Origin of the sequence: Streptomyces sp. NPDC005533 (assembly GCF_042871845.1) — a bacterium.
GTDB lineage: Bacteria > Actinomycetota > Actinomycetes > Streptomycetales > Streptomycetaceae > Streptomyces.
Genome location: NZ_JBIAJH010000019.1, coordinates 66,583 through 84,694 on the forward strand (window position 1 = coordinate 66,583; position 18,112 = coordinate 84,694).

An 18,112-nucleotide genomic window follows, 5' to 3' on the forward strand; every position below is an offset into this window, starting at 1 on the left:
AGCCATTCCTGCCCCGGAGGTCCTTCCGTGACCCGAGTGCTCGTCGTCGAGGATGAGGAATCCTTCAGCGACGCCCTGTCGTACATGCTCCGCAAGGAGGGCTTCGAGGTCGCCATCGCCGCGACCGGGCCCGACGGGCTGGACGAGTTCGAGCGCAACGGCGCCGACCTCGTCCTCCTCGACCTGATGCTCCCCGGCCTGCCCGGCACGGAGGTCTGCCGGCAGCTGCGCGGCCGCTCCAACGTCCCCGTGATCATGGTGACCGCCAAGGACAGCGAGATCGACAAGGTCGTCGGGCTGGAGATAGGAGCAGACGACTACGTCACCAAGCCCTTCTCCTCGCGGGAGCTGGTCGCCCGCATCCGTGCGGTCCTGCGCCGCCGCGGCGAGCCGGAGGAGGTCACCCCGGCGGCCCTGGAGGCCGGGCCCGTACGGATGGACGTCGACCGCCACGTGGTCACCGTCGCCGGCGGCAAGGTGGACCTCCCGCTGAAGGAGTTCGACCTGCTGGAGATGCTGCTGCGCAACGCGGGCCGCGTACTGACCCGCATGCAGCTGATCGACCGGGTCTGGGGCGCCGACTACGTCGGTGACACCAAGACCCTCGACGTCCACGTCAAGCGCCTGCGCGCCAAGATCGAGCCGGACCCGGGCGCGCCGCGCTACCTGGTGACGGTCCGCGGCCTCGGCTACAAGTTCGAGCCGTAAGCCGCACCCCGCCGCGCGGGGCGGTGTGCGTACGGGAAGGGCCCCCAGCCGCCGGTGCGGATGGGGGCCCTTCCCGTACGCGTACGCGGACGGCGCTACGCCGCCCTCGGGCTCAGTGGCCCGCGCTGTGCGAGGGAGAACCCGACGGCGTGCCGGGGGCGGCGGCGCCCGACGGGGCGCCGGCCGGGCTGCCGGACGGGGTGGCGCCCGACGGAGTGCCGGAGGGGGAGCCGGACGGGGTGGCGCCGGCGGCCGGGGCCGCGGTCGGGGCCACGGTCGGACCGTAGGGCGCGTACATGCCGGTGGCCGGGACCACGAAGGCCTCCAGCTCGACGCCGCCCGTGCTGCTCAGCTGGAAGAGGACCTTCTGCACTTCGCCGTCCCGGACGGACGCGGCCCCGTCCTCGATCACGGCGGAGGCGTTGCCCTTGCCGCCGATCACCACGGAGCCGAGCGCCGGCACGGTGACCTTGCCCGAGCCCTCGGCCGGCTTCAGCGTGACCTTGCCCTTGCCACCCGGGAGGGTGATGCCGTCAAGGGTCTGCGCCTTGGTGCCGTTGTTGAAGAGCGTCGCCGAAACGACCGCGGGGCCCTTCTCGCCCTTCTGGCCCTGGGTGATCACCAGTCCGTTCTGGACCTCGATCTCGCCCTTGGTGACAGCGGCGTTGTCCGGCTTGATCTGGAGGGTCTGCGCGTCCCGGCCCGCACCGCACGCGGCCAGCGAGGCGATCGAGAACACGACGGCGGTGGCGGCGAGGGCGCCGCGTCGAAGGCTGCGGCTCACGGCGGCGGCAACTCCTTGGACGAACGGAAGGGGCGGGTGGGCGCTCGGAACGGCCGAGGTAAAGCCGCTCTAAGGGTGTGTCAGCGCGCTTAGGTTACCGAGCCGCCGCCCCGCCCCCGCACCCGACCCTCCGCAGCGGGGGCGCCACCCTGCGGGCGCCCCGCGATCTTGCATTCCGCCCGCCCTTCCGGGGGCCCTTCCCCGGGCCGATCATGTGGCGCGCGCATATCGTGCGCCGCGCGCCCGGTGATCAATTTCCGGGATTCCCCCGAACACCCCTCCGTGATCAATTCCGGATTGGGCCGGAACCCGCTGCGCGGGGGCGGCCGCCAGTCGAACGGAGTAGTTCGGTTTCCCGACTCCGAAACCGGCAAAACGGGACGTACATCACACGGGCGGGGGTGTCGGGCAGGTGTAGCGTGGCCCTTTCGCCCGGTCCGCGCAGCGCCCCCGACCTGCGAATACCCCCTTCCGCAAGCCCTTCGCAGCACGTTCGTGTCGCTGTTGTCAAGCCCCGAGATGTGCCCTGACCTGCGAAAACGCCATTCATAACAGTCAGTTCTCGTGTTACCCTGGATAGCCACGGAAGGGGTACCTGTCACATGACGTTCAAGGTTGGCGACACCGTGGTCTATCCCCATCACGGGGCCGCGCTGATCGAGGCCATTGAGACTCGTCAGATCAAAGGCGTGGACAAGACCTACTTGGTGCTCAAGGTCGCCCAGGGCGACCTGACGGTTCGTGTGCCTGCGGACAATGCGGAGTTCGTCGGCGTTCGCGACGTAGTCGGCCAGGACGGGCTGGACCGGGTCTTCGAGGTGCTCCGCGCACCGTATGCAGAAGAGCCGACGAACTGGTCCCGGCGCTACAAGGCAAATCTGGAGAAGCTCGCTTCTGGCGATGTCATCAAGGTCGCCGAAGTGGTGCGTGACCTGTGGCGTCGTGAGCGTGAGCGCGGGCTTTCCGCGGGTGAGAAGCGCATGCTCGCGAAGGCACGCCAGATTCTGGTGAGCGAGCTCGCGCTCGCTGAGAACACGAACGAGGACAAGGCCGAGGCCCTCCTCGACGAGGTGCTCGCGTCCTGACGCGAGGCACCCCGTGCACAGCCTCTGTGCACAGTCTGCCGCGGTGCCCGATGACAACGTCTCTCCTCCACGAGAGACCTGTTGCCGGGCGCTGCGGCATGTCTGTATCCGCACGTATCCGTACTCTTCTGCACTGCCGCACCGCCACCGCACCGATGGCGCGCCGGGCCCGGGCAGCCTGCTCGACCGGTCGTCACGGAAGGGGCGAGGGCGTCGCACCCGGCACCCTTCAGGCCATACCCATGTCGGCCGAAGTCACAAACCTGGCTCGGAGCTACTGATGTCTGACGTAACGCGCCCCCACCGCACCGCCGCGGTGATCCCGGCCGCCGGCCGCGGGGTACGCCTCGGCCCCGGTGCCCCCAAGGCCCTGCGGGCCCTCGGCGGCACCCCGATGCTCGTCCACGCCGTCCGCGCCATGGCCCGCTCCCGGGCGGTCTCCCTGGTCGTGGTCGTCGCCCCGCCCGCCGAGGCCGCCGAGGTGCGCCTCCTGCTGGGCGAGCACGCGCTGCCCGAGCGGACCGAGCTCCTCGTCGTCCCCGGCGGCGAGACCCGCCAGGAGTCGGTGCGCGCCGGCCTGGCCGCGCTGCCGCAGGACGTCACCTCCGTACTGGTCCACGACGCGGCCCGCCCGCTGGTCCCCGTGGACACCGTGGACGCCGTCGTCGAGGCCGTACGCGACGGAGCCCCCGCCGTGGTGCCCGCGCTGCCCCTGGCCGACACCGTCAAGGAGGTCGAGCCCGGCAAGCCCGGCGAGGCCGAGCCGGTGATCGCCACGCCCGAGCGGGCCCGGCTGCGCGCCGTGCAGACCCCGCAGGGCTTCGACCTCGCCACCCTCCTGCGGGCGCACGCCGCGATCGCCGTCGACGGCGAGGGCGCCACCGACGACGCCGGCATGGTGGAACGGCTCGGCGTCCCCGTCGTGGTGGTCCCCGGCCACGAGGAGGCCTTCAAGGTCACCCGCCCGCTCGACCTGGTCCTCGCCGAGGCCGTACTCGCCCGCAGGAGGGCCACCGATGCTTTCTAGTCCGCAGAGCCCGCAGAGCCCGCAGAGCCCGCAGAGCCCGCACGCGCCGCTGATCCCGCTCGTCGGCATCGGCACCGACGTGCACGCCTTCGAGACCGGCCGCGAGCTGTGGTGCGCCGGGCTGCTCTGGGAGGGCGAGGACGGCCTCGCCGGCCACTCCGACGGCGACGTCGCCGCGCACGCCGCGTGCGACGCCCTCTTCTCCGCCGCCGGTGTCGGCGACCTCGGCGCCCACTTCGGCACCTCCCGCCCCGAGTGGTCCGGCGCCGCCGGCGTCACCCTCCTGGCGGAGGCCGCCCGGATCGTCCGCGCCGATGGCTTCGAGATCGGCAACATCGCCATCCAGGTGATCGGGGTGCGCCCGAAGATCGGCAAGCGGCGCGAAGAGGCACAGAAGGCGCTCGCCGTCGCGGCCGGCGCCCCCGTCTCCGTATCCGGCACCACCACCGACGGATTGGGCCTCACCGGCCGGGCCGAGGGGCTCGCCGCGATCGCGACCGCCCTCGTGTACCGGACGAACCGGGCCTGAACACCCGTGGCAACGGCACTTCTTCCCCGACAAAGGTGCCCCGCGTCCCCAAAGGGCGCGGGGCACTGCTACAGGCGCACTACCCTGGATGCCGTGACTATTCGCCTGTACGACACCAGCGCCCGGCAGATCCGCGACTTCACCCCGCTCACCGCGGGCTGTGTCTCGATCTACCTGTGTGGCGCCACGGTGCAGGCCGCCCCGCACATCGGGCACATCCGCTCGGGCCTCAACTTCGACATGATGCGCCGCTGGTTCGAGTACCGGGGCTACGAGGTCACCTTCATCCGCAACGTCACCGACATCGACGACAAGATCATCGCGAAGGCCGCCGAGCAGCGCCGCCCGTGGTGGTCGATCGGCTACGAGAACGAGCGGGCCTTCAACGACGGCTACAGCGCCCTCGGCTGCCTCCCGCCCACCTACGAGCCGCGCGCCACCGGCCACGTCACCGAGATGGTCGAGATGATGCGCGGCCTCATCGAGCGCGGTCACGCCTACGAGTCCGAGGGCAACGTCTACTTCGACGTGAAGTCGTACCCCGGCTACCTCTCGCTCTCCCGCCAGGAGCTCGACAACATCCGCCAGCCGGAGTCCACCGGCGAGACCGGCAAGCGCGACGCCCGCGACTTCGCCATGTGGAAGTCCGTCAAGCCCGGCGAGCCCTCCTGGGAGACCCCGTGGGGCCGCGGCCGTCCCGGCTGGCACCTGGAGTGCTCGGCCATGGCGCACAAGTACCTCGGTGAGGCCTTCGACATCCACGGCGGCGGGCTCGACCTGATCTTCCCGCACCACGAGAACGAGATCGCCCAGGCCAAGGCCTTCGGCGACGCGTTCGCGAACTACTGGGTCCACAACGCCTGGGTCACCATGGCCGGCGAGAAGATGTCCAAGTCCCTCGGGAACTCGGTCCTCGTCTCCGAGATGGTCAAGCAGTGGCGCCCGATCGTCCTGCGCTACTACCTCGGCACCCCGCACTACCGGTCGATGATCGAGTACAGCGAGGAGGCCCTGCGCGAGGCGGAGTCGGCCTTCGCCCGGATCGAGGGTTTCTACCAGCGCGTCATCGAGAAGGCCGGCGGCACCGTCGAGGCCGCGGCCGAGGTCCCGCCCGCCTTCGCCGAGGCCATGGACGACGACCTCGGTGTCCCGCAGGCGCTCGCCATCGTCCACACCACCGTCCGCCAGGGCAACAGCGCGCTCGCCGCCGACGACAAGGACGCGGCCATCGCCCGGCTGTCGGAGGTGCGGGCCATGCTGGGGGTCCTCGGTCTGGACCCGCTCGACCCGCACTGGGCCGGCGAGGCCGACCGCGGGGAAGACCTCCACGGCGCCGTGGACACCCTCGTGCGCCTCGTCCTCGAACAGCGCGAGTCCGCCCGGTCCCGCAAGGACTGGGCGACCGCCGATGCCATCCGCGACCAACTCCAGCAGTCCGGGCTGGTCATCGAGGACAGCCCGACGGGCCCGCGCTGGACGCTCGGCCCCCGCTGAGCCCGGTGCCGGCCGCGTGCCTGCCGGCTGAGCCTGGTGTGCCGCCCGGCGCTCCGGGCGGCACACTCTTCATACGTACATACCGCAGCACCAACGAAAACAGGTAGAAGTCATGGCCGGGAACAGCCAGCGCAGGAACCGCCGCACGTCCAACAAGAAGGGCGCGACGGTCGGCAGCGGTGGCCAGCGGCGCAAGGGACTGGAGGGCAAGGGCCCCACGCCCAAGGCCGAGGACCGCAAGAAGCACAAGGCGAACCGCATCAGCAACGCCATGGCCCGCCAGGCGGCCAAGCGCCGTCCGGCCCCCCGCCGCGGTGGCCCCAAGGGCACCAGCGAGATGGTCGTCGGCCGCAACCCGGTCTTCGAGGCGCTGCGCGACGGCGTACCCGCCACGACGCTCTACGTGCAGCAGTTCATCGACAACGACGAGCGCGTCCGCGAGGCCCTCCAGCTCGCCGCCGAGCGCGGCAACATCAACCTGATGGAAGCCCCGCGCCCCGAGCTCGACCGCCTGACCAACGGGCTCAACCACCAGGGCATGGTGCTCCAGGTCCCGCCGTACGAGTACGCGCACCCCGAGGACCTCACCGCGGCGGCCTACGACGACGGCGACGACCCGCTGATCGTGGCCCTCGACGGCGTCACCGACCCGCGCAACCTCGGCGCGATCGTCCGCTCCGTCTCCGCCTTCGGCGGCCACGGCGTGGTCATCCCCGAGCGCCGCGCCGCCGGCATGACCGCCGGCGCCTGGAAGACCTCCGCCGGCACTGCGGCCCGCACCCCGGTCTCCCGCGTCACCAACCTGACCCGCGCCCTCCAGGACTACAAGAAGGCCGGCATGACCATCGTCGGCCTCGCGGCCGAGGGCGAGCACACGGTCACCGACCTGGAGGCGCTCGGCGGCCCGGTCGTCATCGTCGTCGGCTCCGAGGGCAAGGGCCTCGGCCGTCTCGTCGGCGAGAACTGCGACTACCTCGTGCGCATCCCGATGCCGGGCGGCGCCGAGTCCCTCAACGCCGGTGTCGCGGCGGGCGTCGTGCTCTACGAGGCGGCCCGCCGCCGCGCGGACCGCGGTCGCGTCTGATCGGCGGCCGCTTCCGATCCGCGGCCGCGTCCGATCCGCGGATCCCTTGATCCACTTGGCTCACGGAAAGTGACCCGTGAGCGTGTCACCCCGCCCGTTTCGGGCGGGGTGGCTTGATCTTGACGGGTCTCGGACACATCCCTGCCGTCAAGGCAGTGTCCTAAACACTGATCACTCGGTTAGATGAGTGTGGACACCAGAACGTCAGGGTTCGACGACCAGCCCGCGCTGAGCATGGTCAAGGTGCCGTGCGATCCCGCACAGGTCATCGTCAACCACGCCAGCTTCCGCGTGCGGCTCGCACCGAGCCCGAGCGCGCGTTCCAAGCCCGCCAAGGCCCCCGGCCGCGCGCCCGTCCTTGGCGGCGCCGTGGTGGCGGCCGCCGGGGCCACCCGCCGCCGCGCCCCCGTGGTGTGGAGCGGCAAGTCCGACGCCGGCGACGCCGCGGCCATGGGCGGACTGCTCCAGGCCGTGCGTGAGGCCGGGCGCGGCCACGACGGGTACGACGGCGGCGAGTACGACGGCGGAGCCACCCAGGTCATCCCGCGCATCGACCTCGCCCACGACCTCGCCGAGGACACCCTCGCCACGCCGACCGTCATCGGCCAGCGCAGCTACGGGGACCCCGCCGAGACGCGCCCGCTGGCCGCCGTACGGGACCTGCCCCACCAGGAGCCGCCCGGCTCCGGGCGCGGGCCGGACAACCGGCGGCCCGCAGCCGACAACCGGGGACAGGCCTCGTACTACCCCGGCCGCCGCATGAACCTCGGTGTCGTGCTGCTCCCGCTGCGCGTCTTCCTCGGCTTCATCTCCATCTACGCCGGCATGGGCAAGCTGTGCGACCCCGTCTACTTCGACGGCGGCGAGCGCGGCTCCATGGTCACCTGGCTGCACACGCTCACCCCGTGGGCGCTCGCCGAGCCGCTGCGCGACTTCGCCCTCGCGCACCCCGTCGGCGCCGGCCTGAGCGTGGCCTTCCTCCAGGTCATCGTGGGCGTGCTGACGGTGTTCGGCCTGTGGCAGCGGTTCGCCGCCTGCTTCGGGGCGCTCCTGTCCGCCGCGCTGCTGATGACGGTCAGCTGGAAGACCGTCCCCGCCTACGACGCGCCCGACATCATCTACCTCGCCGCCTGGAGCCCGCTGATCATCGCGGGCGCCCCGGTCTACTCCCTCGACGGGCGCCTTGCCGGCGAGGCCTGGCGCACCCTCGGGCCGCGCTCCGAGATCTGGCGGCTGCGGCGGCGCGTGCTGCGCCGCGGTGCCGTCATGGCCACCGTCGTGTGCGGGCTGACCCTGCTCGTCGGTTCGCTCCTCGGCGGCGCCGTCCGATCCACCACCGTCGTCACCGTCCCCGGGCCCGGGCAGGCCCCGACCAACTACCTGCCGGGCCGGCCGCTGCCGCAGACCCCGGCCAGGCAGCAGCCCGCCGCGCAGCCGACGACCAAGGCGGCCAGCCCCTCGGCCTCCGCCACTCCCACCGAGCCCGCCGCGAAGTCCGGCAAGAGCGCCTCGGGCGCCCCGAGCCGGGAGACCTCCGGGACGGGATCCCAGTCGCCCACGGCGACGCGGGGCACCACCGGCAAGCAGCAGACCCCGCGCAGCACTCCCCGTCAGTCCACCTCGCCCCGGCAGCCGTCCTCCTCGGGCAGCTCGAACGGCGGGGGCGGTACGCCGACGAAGCAGCCCGGCCTGATCGGCGGTCTCATCGGCTGAGCCCCGCCGACGCGGGTCGGTACGACGACAGGGGCCCGGCGCGCGCGAGCGTGCCGGGCCCTTCGCGTGCGCCGGGCGACGCGCGTGGCGCCGTACGCGGGCCGGGCCGGGCCGGGAAGGGTGGGCGCCGGGGCCGGGAAGGGGCTCAGGAGCCCGCCTGCGCCGCCAACTCCCGTGCGGCCTCGGTCAGGTCCTTCGCGGTGTCGATGGCCCGCCAGTAGGCCCCCTGGGGCAGCGGGAAGCCGGCCAGCCGCCGCTCGCGCGCCAGGCGCGGGAAGGTGGTGCGTTCGTGGTCCCCGAAGTCCGGGAGCAGCGCGGCGAATTCGGGTCCGAAGACGTAGACGCCGGCGTTGACGGGGTACGGCGACGGCGGAGCCTCGATGAAGTCCAGCACCTGCCCGAACTCGTTGGTCTCCACCACCCCCCAGGGGATCCGCGGCCGGGCCAGCGCCAGCGTGGCCACGGCGCCCCGCTCGGCGTGGAAGGCCGCCATCTCGCGCAGCGAGAACCGGGTCCAGATGTCGCCGTTCGTCGCGTACCAGGCGCCGTCCGGCTGCGGGAGGTGCTTTGCGGCGTACTTGAGGCCGCCGCCCCGGCCGAGCGGCTCCTCCTCGACCACCGTGGTCACGCGCAGCGGCAGCCGCGCCCCGGCCAGCCACTCCTGGAGCACGCCGGCGAGGTGCCCGCAGGAGATCACCGCGTCCGTGACGCCCTCGGCGGCGAGCCAGGCCAGTTGGTGTCCGATGATCGGCACCCCCGTCCCCGGGATCTCGACCATCGGCTTGGGGCGGTCGTCCGTGTACGGACGCAGCCGCGAACCCTGGCCGCCCGCCAGGACGACTGCCTGGGTGGGGGCGGCGGGGAACGCGGCTGCGGAGGAAGCGGACGGAGCGGATCGGTGGTCGTCGGTCATGGCCGCCAGCGTAGGGACGCGAGGTGCGTCAGCCCATGGAGGCGACGCCCGTGGCGTACGAGGTGTCGCACACGGGGCGGGCGTACGACTGGGCCTTCGTGGGGCCGTACACGTCGACGGCGGCCCGTCCCAGTGCCCGGGCGATCCCCACGCAGTGCTCGGCGAGCGACGGCCGCCGGTTCACCTCCTGCTGGAGGTGCGTGAGGACGTCGTCCGGCGCCTGGCCCTGCTGCAGATCGCCGACGAGCCGGTCACGCAGCACCTCGTGCGCGGCGCGCGGCTTCGCCGGGGCGGAGACGCCCTCGGCGGAGGCGGTCAGGATCTGGGAGGAGGACGTGTCCGCCCAGGGGACCATGGTGACCGCGAGGGTCCCGGACAGGACGAGGACGACGGGCAGGACCAGGGCGAGGGATCGGCCGATACGGCGGGCAGTGTGGGTCACGAGGGCGAGAGTAGCGCTCGGTGAAGATTTGGCGACATTTAGTCACCCTGTCGAGGGATGGTTCGACGTGGCTTTTCGAATTGCGGGTTGACGGAGAGGGCCGAATGGCCCGGTCTGCCGGAGTTGGGCAACGCACGGCCGAGGGGCGCCCCTTGGCGGAACGCCCCTCGGTCGAGCCCTGTTGCCCGGTCAGTCGGAGAGACGCTCTCCGGAGGAGGTCGAGAACACGTGGATCTCGCCGGCCCGCGGCACCACGTGCAGGCTGGAGCCCTTCTCGGGCACCTGGCGGCCGTTGACGCGGACCACGAGGTCCTGCGCGCCCTTCTCCGCCGGGGTGGAGCCGTACACGTACCCGTCGGCGCCGAGTTCCTCGACGACGTTCACGTCGATGGTCAGACCGCCGGTCTCGGCGAGGTCGAAGTGCTCGGGGCGCACGCCGACCGTGACGGTGCGGTCGCCCGCGTCGGCCGCGGCGGACAGGGCCTCGCGCGACACCGGGACGACGCTGTCGCCGAACTTCACGCCGCCGTCGGTGATCGGGACCTCGACCAGGTTCATGGCCGGAGAGCCGATGAAGCCGGCCACGAAGAGGTTCGCGGGACGGTCGTACATGTTGCGCGGGGTGTCGACCTGCTGGAGCAGCCCGTCCTTCAGGACGGCCACGCGGTCGCCCATCGTCATCGCCTCGACCTGGTCGTGGGTGACGTAGACGGTGGTGATGCCGAGGCGGCGCTGGAGGCTCGCGATCTGCGTACGGGTGGACACGCGGAGCTTGGCGTCCAGGTTCGACAGCGGCTCGTCCATCAGGAACACCTGCGGCTGGCGCACGATCGCGCGGCCCATCGCGACGCGCTGGCGCTGACCGCCGGAGAGCGCCTTGGGCTTGCGGTCGAGGTAGGGGCGCAGGTCGAGGATGTCGGCCGCCTCCTCCACCTTCTTGCGGATGGTGCCCTTGTCCACGCCGGCGATCTTGAGCGCGAAGCCCATGTTGTCGGCGACGGACATGTGCGGGTAGAGCGCGTAGTTCTGGAACACCATCGCGATGTCCCGGTCCTTGGGCGGCAGGTGCGTGACGTCGCGGTCACCGATGCGGATGGCGCCGCCGTTGACGTCCTCCAGGCCGGCGAGCATGCGCAGCGAGGTGGACTTGCCGCAGCCGGAAGGACCGACGAGGACGAGGAACTCGCCGTCCTCGATCTCCAGCTCCAGCTGGTCGACGGCGGGCTTGTCGCCGCCGGGGTAGAGCCGGGTCGCCTTGTCGAAGGTGACAGAAGCCATGGTGATGAATCCCTTCTACCGGCAGGAACGTGCCGGACGATCCGAGTGGAAGGAAGAATGGGTCTAGTCCAGTAGCACCGGACTCCGCCCGACGCTACCTCCCGGAACGCCGTCTGTCAGCACCCGGGGGCGGGGAGACCGGCGGACGCGCCCCGGGGCTCCGGCTCAGGTCGGGGCGTCCGAGGGGGGTTCGGGTTTCGCGTGGAGGATCTCGCGGGCCTGGTCCGCGGCGCGGGCGATGCTCTCGGCGACGAAGTCGACGAAGCGGGCGATGTTCTCCAGGCGGGCGGCGGCCGGGGTGCCGGGGCCGAGGACGCCGACGCCCTGGCGTGCGGTCTCGGCGAGCAGCGCGTTGGCGCGGGCGCCGGCGATCGTCGACTGGTACATGACGTCGTCGTCGACGACGTAGCGCTCGCGGCGGCGGTCGTCGCGCTCCCGGCGGATGAGGCCCTGGCTTTCGAGGAACGCGACGGCCTTGGAGATGGAGGCCGGGCTGACCTGGAGGCGCTGGACGAGTTCGGACGCGGTGAGGCTGCCCGCGTCGGTCGTGTAGAGGGCCGCCAGCACCCGGGCCGTCATCGTGGGCAGGCCCTGCTGGGTGAAGAGGGTCGTGAACGTCTCCTCGTACGCGCGCACGGCCTCGGCGTCGCGTCCGTGGGCCTGCTCGGGCGCCTGCGACCCCCGGGGTGCGGGCTGCCGGCGCCGGTGCGCGCGGCGTTCGGTGGCGCGGTGGGCCAGCTCCGCGCGGTAGGCGGCGGGGCCGCCGTTGCGCATGACCTCGCGGGTGATCGTGGAGGTGGGGCGGTCGAGGCGTCTGGCGATCTCCGCGTAGGCGAGGTCGTCGGCCAGTCCCAGCGCGATCTGCTGGCGTTCCTGCTGGGTGAGTCTGCCTCCCGGCATCGCGGTCTCCTTCGTGGTGCGGTCGCTCCAGCATAGCGTTCATCCGTCGCTCATTGCAACGCGATGAAGGATGGCTGTTGCGTTGAAATCAAAGCCATTGCAATGAAATACCTGCTCTGAGCTGCGGTGATTAGGTTCGTGCGCAACGAGTCTGTTGCTCGATCTGTGAATGCAACGTAGCTTTTCGTTCATCAGAAACGGCGGGCCGACCGAGTGCCCGCCACTGGAGAAAGAGCAGAACCATGCAGAAGTTCGCCACCGCCACCCCCGTCTCCGCCCACCTCGACATCCCCGCCGGCCTCATCCGGTTCATCGCCGCCGACCGCTCCGACACCACCGTCGAGGTCCTGCCCGCCAACGCCACCAAGAGCCGCGACGTGAAGGCCGCGGAACGGACCACCGTCGAGTACGCCGACGGAGTCCTGCGCATCACGACCCCGGACGCCAGGAACCAGCTCCTCGGCGCCAGCGGATCCGTCGAGGTCACCGTCCAGCTGCCGGCCGGCTCCCGCGTCGAGGCGAAGACGGCCGCCGCCGACCTCCGCGGCGTCGGACGCCTCGGCGACATCACCTTCGAAGGCGCCCAGGGCACGGTCAAGCTCGACGAGACCGCCACCGCCCACCTCACCCTCATGGCCGGCGACATCACCGTCGGCCGCCTCGGCGGCCCCGCCCGGATCACCACCCAGAAGGGCGACATCCACATCGCCGAGGCCGTCCACGGCGCCGTCGAACTGCGCACCCAGGCCGGCGACCTCACCATCGGCGCCGCCCGCGGAACCTCCGCCACCCTCGACGCCGGCACCGGCCTCGGCCGCATCCACAACGCGCTCCACAACACCGAAGGCGCCGCCGCCGGCCTCACCATCCAGGCCACCACCGCCTACGGCGACATCACCGCCCGCAGCATCTGACCCGCAGCCCCTGAGGAGCACCCATCATGACCAACCCGGCCATCGCGGCGAACGGGCTGCGCAAGGCGTACGGCGACAAGGTCGTGCTCGACGGAGTCGACCTGACCGTCCCCGAAGGAACGGTCTTCTCCCTGCTCGGCCCGAACGGCGCGGGCAAGACCACCGCCGTCAAGATCCTCTCCACCCTCGTCGGCGCCGACGCCGGCGAGCTGTACGTCGGCGGCCACGACCTGGCCGCCGCCCCGCAGGCGGTCCGTGCCGCGATCGGTGTCACCGGGCAGTTCTCCGCCGTGGACGGGCTGATCACCGGCGAGGAGAACATGCTCCTGATGGCGGACCTGCACCACCTGTCCCGGCGCGAGGGGCGGCGGATCACCGCCGAGCTGCTGGAACGCTTCGACCTGGTGGAGGCGGCGAAGAAACCGGCCTCGACCTACTCCGGCGGTATGAAGCGCCGCCTGGACATCGCGATGACGCTGGTCGGCAGCCCGCGGATCATCTTCCTCGACGAACCGACCACCGGCCTCGACCCCCGCTCCCGGCACACCATGTGGCAGATCATCCGCGAACTGGTCACCGGCGGCGTCACCGTCTTCCTCACCACCCAGTACCTGGAGGAGGCCGACGAACTCGCCGACCGCATCGCCGTCCTCAACGACGGCCGGATCGTCGCCCAGGGCACCGCCGAGGAACTGAAGCGGCTCGTCCCCGGCGGACACGTACGGCTGCGCTTCGCCGACCCGGCCGCCTACCGCTCCGCCGCAGCCGCCCTCGGCGGGGTGACCCGCGACGACGCGGCCCTGTCCCTGCAGATCCCGAGCGACGGCAGCCAGCGCGAACTGCGCTCCGTACTGGACCGCCTGGACTGCGCCGGCATCGAAGCCGACGAGCTGACCGTCCACACCCCCGACCTCGACGACGTCTTCTTCGCCCTCACCGGCGCGGGCGACATCCCCAACCAGCCCAAGGAGGCCGTCCGATGAGCTCCTTCTCCCTCGCCGTCCGCGACTCGACGACGATGCTGCGCCGCAACCTGCTGCACGCCCGGCGCTATCCGTCGCTCACGCTCAACCTGCTGCTGATGCCGATCATGCTGCTGCTCCTCTTCGTCTACATCTTCGGCGACGTGATGAGCGCCGGTATCGGCGGCGGCGCGGACCGGTCCGCGTACATCGCGTACGTCGTCCCGGGCATCCTGCTGATGACCGTCGGCGGGACCGTCGTGGGGACCGCCGTGTCCGTCTCCAACGACATGACCGAGGGCATCATCGACCGCTTCCGGACGATGGCGATCCACCGCGGATCGGTGCTCGTCGGGCACGTCGTCGGCAGCGTGCTCCAGTGCGTGACGAGCGTGGTCCTCGTCGGAGCCGTCGCCGTGGCCATCGGTTTCCGCTCCACCGACGCGAGCACCCTGGAGTGGCTGGCGGCGCTCGGACTGCTCGTCCTCTTCGCCACGGCGCTCACCTGGATCGCCGTCGGCATGGGCCTGGTCAGCCCGAACGCCGAGGCCGCCAGCAACAACGCGATGCCGCTGATCCTGCTGCCGCTCCTTTCCAGCGCCTTCGTCCCGGTGGACGCGATGCCGGGCTGGTTCCGGCCGATCGCCGAGTACCAGCCCTTCACGCCCGTCATCGAGACGCTGCGCGGCCTGCTCCTCGGCAGCGGGATCGGACACAACGGATGGCTCGCGGTGCTCTGGTGCCTGGGGCTCGCGGTGCTCGGCTACTTCTGGTCGGCCGCCAAGTTCAATGGCGACCCGAAGTAACCGCTCGGGTGACGTCCGCAGCTCTCAATCTGATGGCCCCGGGAAGAGCGGTCTGTGTAGAGTGATGGCGGCTTGCCTCCTTAGCTCAGCTGGCCAGAGCACCGCTCTTGTAAAGCGGGGGTCGTCGGTTCGAACCCGACAGGGGGCTCCGTTCCCGAAGGCCCCGGACCTGCTTGGTCCGGGGCCTTCGGCATGCCCGGGGTGCGGCCGGCCGGCCGCAGGGGCGTCCGCCGCCGGGGCGTCCGTGGCGGCGGCGCGCGTCAGTGGCGGCCGGAGATGCGGTCCGCCAGGCGGGCCAGCGGGGTCGTCGTGGGCCGGTGGGTGGCCGTCTCGCGGCGGTCGGCCTCGCGGTAGGCGGCGTAGAGGGCCTGGACGCCGAGCCAGCGGAAGGGCTCCGGCTCCCAGCGGCGGACCTTGTGGCCCACCCACGGGAGGGCGGTGAGGTCGGTGGACTCGCCGAGGACGAGGTCGCGCAGGGTGCGGGCGGCGAGGTTGGCGGTGGCGACGCCCGAGCCGACGTAGCCGCCGGCCCAGCCCAGGCCCGTGGTGCGGTCCAGGGTGACGGTGGCGCACCAGTCGCGGGGGACGCCGAGGACACCGGACCAGGCGTGCGTGATCTCCGTACCCGTGAGCTGCGGGAAGAAGGAGAAGAGGAGGTCGCTCAGGGCCTCGATGGTGGCGGGCTGGGTGCGGCCGTCGTTGTCCGTGCGCGAGCCGAAGCGGTACGGGACCCCGCGGCCGCCGATCGCGATGCGGTCGTCGGCGGTGCGCTGGGCGTACATGTACGCGTGGGCCATGTCGCCGAGGACCGGGAAGTCCGACCAGCCCAGTTGGTCCCAGGTCTCGGCGGGGAGCGGGGCGGTGACGATCATCGAGGAGTTCATCGGGAGCCACGAGCGCTTGTGGCCCTTGAGGGCGGCGGTGAAGCCCTCGGTGCAGCGCAGGACGTACGGGGCGCGGACGGTGCCGTACGGGGTGACGGCGCGGCGGGGGGCGATCTCGGTGACGGGGGTCGACTCGTGGATGACGACGCCGAGGCGTTCGCAGGCGGCGGCGAGGCCCTTGACCAGCTTGAGGGGGTGGATGCGGGCGCCGTGCGGGCTCCAGCTGGAGCCGACGGCGTCGGCGATGTTGATGCGGCGGTGGGTCTCGGTGGCGTCGAACAGTTCGCGGTCGCTCTCGCCGAAGGAGAGTTCGGCGGCGTGGAAGGCCTTGAGCCGGGCGAGCTGGGCGGGGGTGCGGGCGACTTCGAGGACGCCGCCGCGGTGGACGTCGGCGTCGATGCCCTCCTTGGCGGTGACGCCGATGACCTCGGTGACCGTCTCGTTCATGGCGTTCTGGAGGCGGCGGGCGGCCTCGTGGCCGTGGAGGGCGGCGTAGCGGTCGCGGCCGGCGATGCCGTTGTAGAGCCAGCCGCCGTTGCGGCCGGAGGCGCCGTAGCCGCAGAACTTCTTTTCCAGGACGGTGATGTGGAGGTCGGGGGCGGCCTGCTTGAGGTAGTAGGCGGTCCACAGGCCGGTGTAGCCGCCGCCGACGATGACGACGTCGGCGGTGGTGTCGGCGGTGAGGGGCGCGCGGGGTGGGGTGGCCGCGCTGCCGGGGTCGGTCGCGTACCAGAAGGAAATACCGCCGTTGATCGTCATGGGGGAGTTGGTACACCCGGTTCCGGTGGGGCGTCCAGGGGCTGGTTGTCGTGCGTTGGGGCGGGTTTCCAGGCCGGATGACCGATGTGGGAGGGGTGGCGGGGGCCGTAGGGTGGTGGATGTTTTGCCATGGTTTCGGGTGAGAGGTCTGGTTGCTGACGGGCGGCTTGCGACGGGCGGCTTGAGCAGGGCGGGGCGCGCGGGACGGCCGCCGGGTCTCGCCGAGCTACCTTCGGATCATGGTGGACTTCGGGGCGGTTCCGGACGGCCTGGTCGAGGCGCAGCTCAGGTTCAACGGCGACGCGGGGCGGGACTTCGTCGCCGCGCTGCCGGGGCGGGCGGCGCGGTTCCTGGAGCGGTGGGAGCTGCGGTGCACCGGGCCGGCCATGCACGGGGTGACGGCGTTGGTGCTGCCGGTGGAGCGGGCCGACGGGAGCGCGGCCGTACTGAAACTGGTGGCGCTGGACGAGGAGAGCGCGGGGGAGCCGCTCGCGCTGCGCGCGTGGGACGGGCAAGGCTGCGTACGGCTCCTGGAGCACGACGCGGAGACGGGCACCCTGCTGCTGGAGCGGCTCGACGAGCGGCAGCACCTGTCGGCGCTCGCGCGGCGGGACGCGCGGCGGGCGGTGGGGGTGGTCGGGGAACTGCTGGCACGGCTGACGGCGGTGCCCGCCCCGGCCGGGCTGCGCGGGCTGGGCGAGATCGCGGCGCGGATGCTGGCGGACGTACCGGGGGCGGTCGGGCAGCTGGCGCAGGAGCGGGAGCGGCGGCTGCTGCGGGACTGCGCGGCGGCGGTGGCGGAGGTCGCGGGCGAACCGGGGGACCGGCTGCTGCACTGGGACCTGCACTACGACAACGTCCTGGCGGGCGGCCGGGAGCCGTGGCTGGCGATCGACCCGAAGCCGCTGGCGGGGGATCCGGGCTTCGACCTGCTGCCGGCGATCGTCGACAACTTCCGTGCGCAGGAGGTGCGGTGGCGGTTCGACCTGCTGACGGAGGCGGTGGGACTGGACCGGGAGCGGGCCCGGGCGTGGACGCTGGGGCGGGTGCTGCAGAACTGCCTGTGGGACCTGGAGGACGGGGAAGTACGCCTGGACGAGCAACAGTTGACGGTCGTGGAGGCCCTGCGGGCGCGGTGAGGAGCGGCCGCCGGCCCCCAGGACGCCCCTAGGCCGTCTCTTTCGGATCTCGCCTGACCCGCGCGGCCTGGCACCGCACCTCGCCGCGTTGTCGGGGCGCCCAAGTACGTCCAGTACTCGGGCGCCCCTCCGCCTTGCGACGCACGGCGTCAGCCGACGCGGGCTTGACCGGCAAGATCCAAAAGAGACGACCTAGGCTGCCCGCATGATCCGTAACGCAGAAGTGACCGATGTGCCCGTCATCCACGCGATGATCCGCGAGCTCGCCGCGTACGAGAAGGTGCCGCACGAGGCGCGGGCGACCGAGGAGCAGCTGCGGGAGGCGCTGTTCGGGGACCGCCCGGCGGTGTTCGCCCACATCGCGGAGACCGACGACGGCGAGGCCGTCGGCTTCGCGGTGTGGTTCCTGTCCTTCTCCACCTGGCGCGGGGTGCACGGCATCTACCTGGAGGACCTGTACGTGCGGCCGGGCGCGCGCGGCGGCGGCCACGGCAAGGCACTGCTGGCGGAGCTGGCGCGGACGTGCGTGGAGCGCGGCTACGAGCGGCTGGAGTGGTCGGTCCTGAAGTGGAACGCCCCGACGATCGCCTTCTACGAGGGCCTGGGCGCGCAGCCGCAGGAGGAGTGGTCGGTGTACCGCCTCACGGACGACGCGCTCCGCAGGCTGGGCAAGGCCGAATGAGCGGACCGG

Annotated in this window: 18 protein-coding genes and 1 tRNA gene; 13 read left to right on the forward strand and 6 right to left on the reverse strand. The window is 72.0% G+C overall.

The genetic code is table 11. From position 1 onward, the window contains the following. Positions 1–27 precede the first annotated feature (27 nt). A complete protein-coding gene (locus tag ACFYP3_RS20455; RefSeq protein WP_030387286.1) occupies positions 28–708 on the forward strand; it encodes a response regulator transcription factor in 681 nt (226 codons plus the stop codon). A 112-nt stretch (positions 709–820) separates the two neighbouring features. Here the strand turns inward: ACFYP3_RS20455 and ACFYP3_RS20460 are convergent, their stop codons facing one another. Further along, on the reverse strand, positions 821–1,492 hold the full coding sequence (locus tag ACFYP3_RS20460) for a DUF461 domain-containing protein (protein ID WP_388834295.1): 672 nt from the start codon (positions 1,490–1,492) through the stop codon (positions 821–823). 602 nt (positions 1,493–2,094) lie between these two features. On the opposite strand from ACFYP3_RS20460, the gene ACFYP3_RS20465 reads away from it, so the two are divergent. The 6 genes from ACFYP3_RS20465 to ACFYP3_RS20490 all read left to right on the forward strand — a co-directional run bounded on the left by ACFYP3_RS20465 (position 2,095) and on the right by ACFYP3_RS20490 (position 8,424). Further along, entirely contained in the window at positions 2,095–2,577 is a 483-nt protein-coding gene (locus ACFYP3_RS20465; RefSeq protein ID WP_003953493.1) for a CarD family transcriptional regulator, read from the forward strand. 280 nt (positions 2,578–2,857) lie between these two features. Beyond that, positions 2,858–3,604 (forward strand): 2-C-methyl-D-erythritol 4-phosphate cytidylyltransferase, encoded by a 747-nt coding sequence (gene ispD, locus ACFYP3_RS20470; RefSeq protein ID WP_388834298.1) that lies wholly within the window; start codon positions 2,858–2,860, stop codon positions 3,602–3,604. Continuing rightward, positions 3,594–4,133: a 2-C-methyl-D-erythritol 2,4-cyclodiphosphate synthase gene (gene ispF, locus ACFYP3_RS20475; RefSeq protein WP_388834301.1), complete on the forward strand. Its 540-nt coding sequence runs from the start codon at positions 3,594–3,596 to the stop codon at positions 4,131–4,133. Before ispD ends, ispF begins: the two co-directional genes overlap by 11 nt. Before the next feature lie 93 nt (positions 4,134–4,226). Further along, the gene (cysS, locus tag ACFYP3_RS20480) at positions 4,227–5,627 is read left to right on the forward strand and encodes a cysteine--tRNA ligase (protein WP_388834304.1); all 1,401 of its coding nucleotides are present in this window, start codon (positions 4,227–4,229) and stop codon (positions 5,625–5,627) included. Between the two features lie 112 nt (positions 5,628–5,739). Further along, a complete protein-coding gene (gene rlmB / locus ACFYP3_RS20485) occupies positions 5,740–6,711 on the forward strand; it encodes a 23S rRNA (guanosine(2251)-2'-O)-methyltransferase RlmB (RefSeq protein WP_388834307.1) in 972 nt (323 codons plus the stop codon). 183 nt (positions 6,712–6,894) lie between these two features. Further along, positions 6,895–8,424, forward strand: a complete 1,530-nt coding sequence (locus ACFYP3_RS20490) for a DoxX family membrane protein (protein ID WP_388834310.1) — start codon at positions 6,895–6,897, stop codon at positions 8,422–8,424. A 145-nt stretch (positions 8,425–8,569) separates the two neighbouring features. On the opposite strand, the gene ACFYP3_RS20495 is transcribed toward ACFYP3_RS20490, so the two are convergent. From ACFYP3_RS20495 to ACFYP3_RS20510, 4 genes are all read right to left on the reverse strand, one after another. Continuing rightward, complete coding sequence (locus ACFYP3_RS20495) at positions 8,570–9,337, reverse strand: NDP-sugar synthase (RefSeq protein ID WP_388834313.1); 768 nt, start codon at positions 9,335–9,337, stop codon at positions 8,570–8,572. A 28-nt stretch (positions 9,338–9,365) separates the two neighbouring features. Continuing rightward, positions 9,366–9,779, reverse strand: coding sequence for a hypothetical protein (locus tag ACFYP3_RS20500; protein WP_388834316.1), 414 nt, complete (start codon positions 9,777–9,779; stop codon positions 9,366–9,368). Positions 9,780–9,968: 189 nt separating this feature from the next. Then, on the reverse strand, positions 9,969–11,057 hold the full coding sequence (locus tag ACFYP3_RS20505) for an ABC transporter ATP-binding protein (protein WP_388834319.1): 1,089 nt from the start codon (positions 11,055–11,057) through the stop codon (positions 9,969–9,971). A gap of 165 nt (positions 11,058–11,222) precedes the next feature. Then, complete coding sequence (locus tag ACFYP3_RS20510) at positions 11,223–11,957, reverse strand: helix-turn-helix domain-containing protein (protein WP_388834322.1); 735 nt, start codon at positions 11,955–11,957, stop codon at positions 11,223–11,225. Between the two features lie 242 nt (positions 11,958–12,199). Between ACFYP3_RS20510 and ACFYP3_RS20515 the strand changes: the two genes are divergently transcribed. The 4 genes from ACFYP3_RS20515 to ACFYP3_RS20530 all read left to right on the forward strand — a co-directional run bounded on the left by ACFYP3_RS20515 (position 12,200) and on the right by ACFYP3_RS20530 (position 14,787). Next, complete coding sequence (locus ACFYP3_RS20515; RefSeq protein ID WP_388834325.1) at positions 12,200–12,871, forward strand: DUF4097 family beta strand repeat-containing protein; 672 nt, start codon at positions 12,200–12,202, stop codon at positions 12,869–12,871. Between the two features lie 26 nt (positions 12,872–12,897). Beyond that, positions 12,898–13,854 carry an ATP-binding cassette domain-containing protein gene (locus ACFYP3_RS20520; protein ID WP_388834328.1) on the forward strand — a complete coding sequence of 319 codons (957 nt, stop codon included), beginning with the start codon at positions 12,898–12,900 and terminating at the stop codon, positions 13,852–13,854. Then, positions 13,851–14,639 (forward strand): ABC transporter permease, encoded by a 789-nt coding sequence (locus ACFYP3_RS20525; protein WP_388834331.1) that lies wholly within the window; start codon positions 13,851–13,853, stop codon positions 14,637–14,639. Before ACFYP3_RS20520 ends, ACFYP3_RS20525 begins: the two co-directional genes overlap by 4 nt. Positions 14,640–14,713: 74 nt before the next feature. Next, positions 14,714–14,787 (forward strand) — tRNA-Thr (locus tag ACFYP3_RS20530). 112 nt (positions 14,788–14,899) lie between these two features. Here the strand turns inward: ACFYP3_RS20530 and ACFYP3_RS20535 are convergent. After that, complete coding sequence (locus tag ACFYP3_RS20535; protein ID WP_388834334.1) at positions 14,900–16,282, reverse strand: NAD(P)/FAD-dependent oxidoreductase; 1,383 nt, start codon at positions 16,280–16,282, stop codon at positions 14,900–14,902. A 239-nt stretch (positions 16,283–16,521) separates the two neighbouring features. Here ACFYP3_RS20535 and ACFYP3_RS20540 point away from each other — a divergent pair, with 239 nt between their 5' ends. Continuing rightward, positions 16,522–17,421: an aminoglycoside phosphotransferase family protein gene (locus ACFYP3_RS20540; protein WP_388834337.1), complete on the forward strand. Its 900-nt coding sequence runs from the start codon at positions 16,522–16,524 to the stop codon at positions 17,419–17,421. Between the two features lie 205 nt (positions 17,422–17,626). Further along, positions 17,627–18,103 (forward strand): GNAT family N-acetyltransferase, encoded by a 477-nt coding sequence (locus tag ACFYP3_RS20545; RefSeq protein ID WP_388834340.1) that lies wholly within the window; start codon positions 17,627–17,629, stop codon positions 18,101–18,103. Positions 18,104–18,112: the final 9 nt, after the last annotated feature.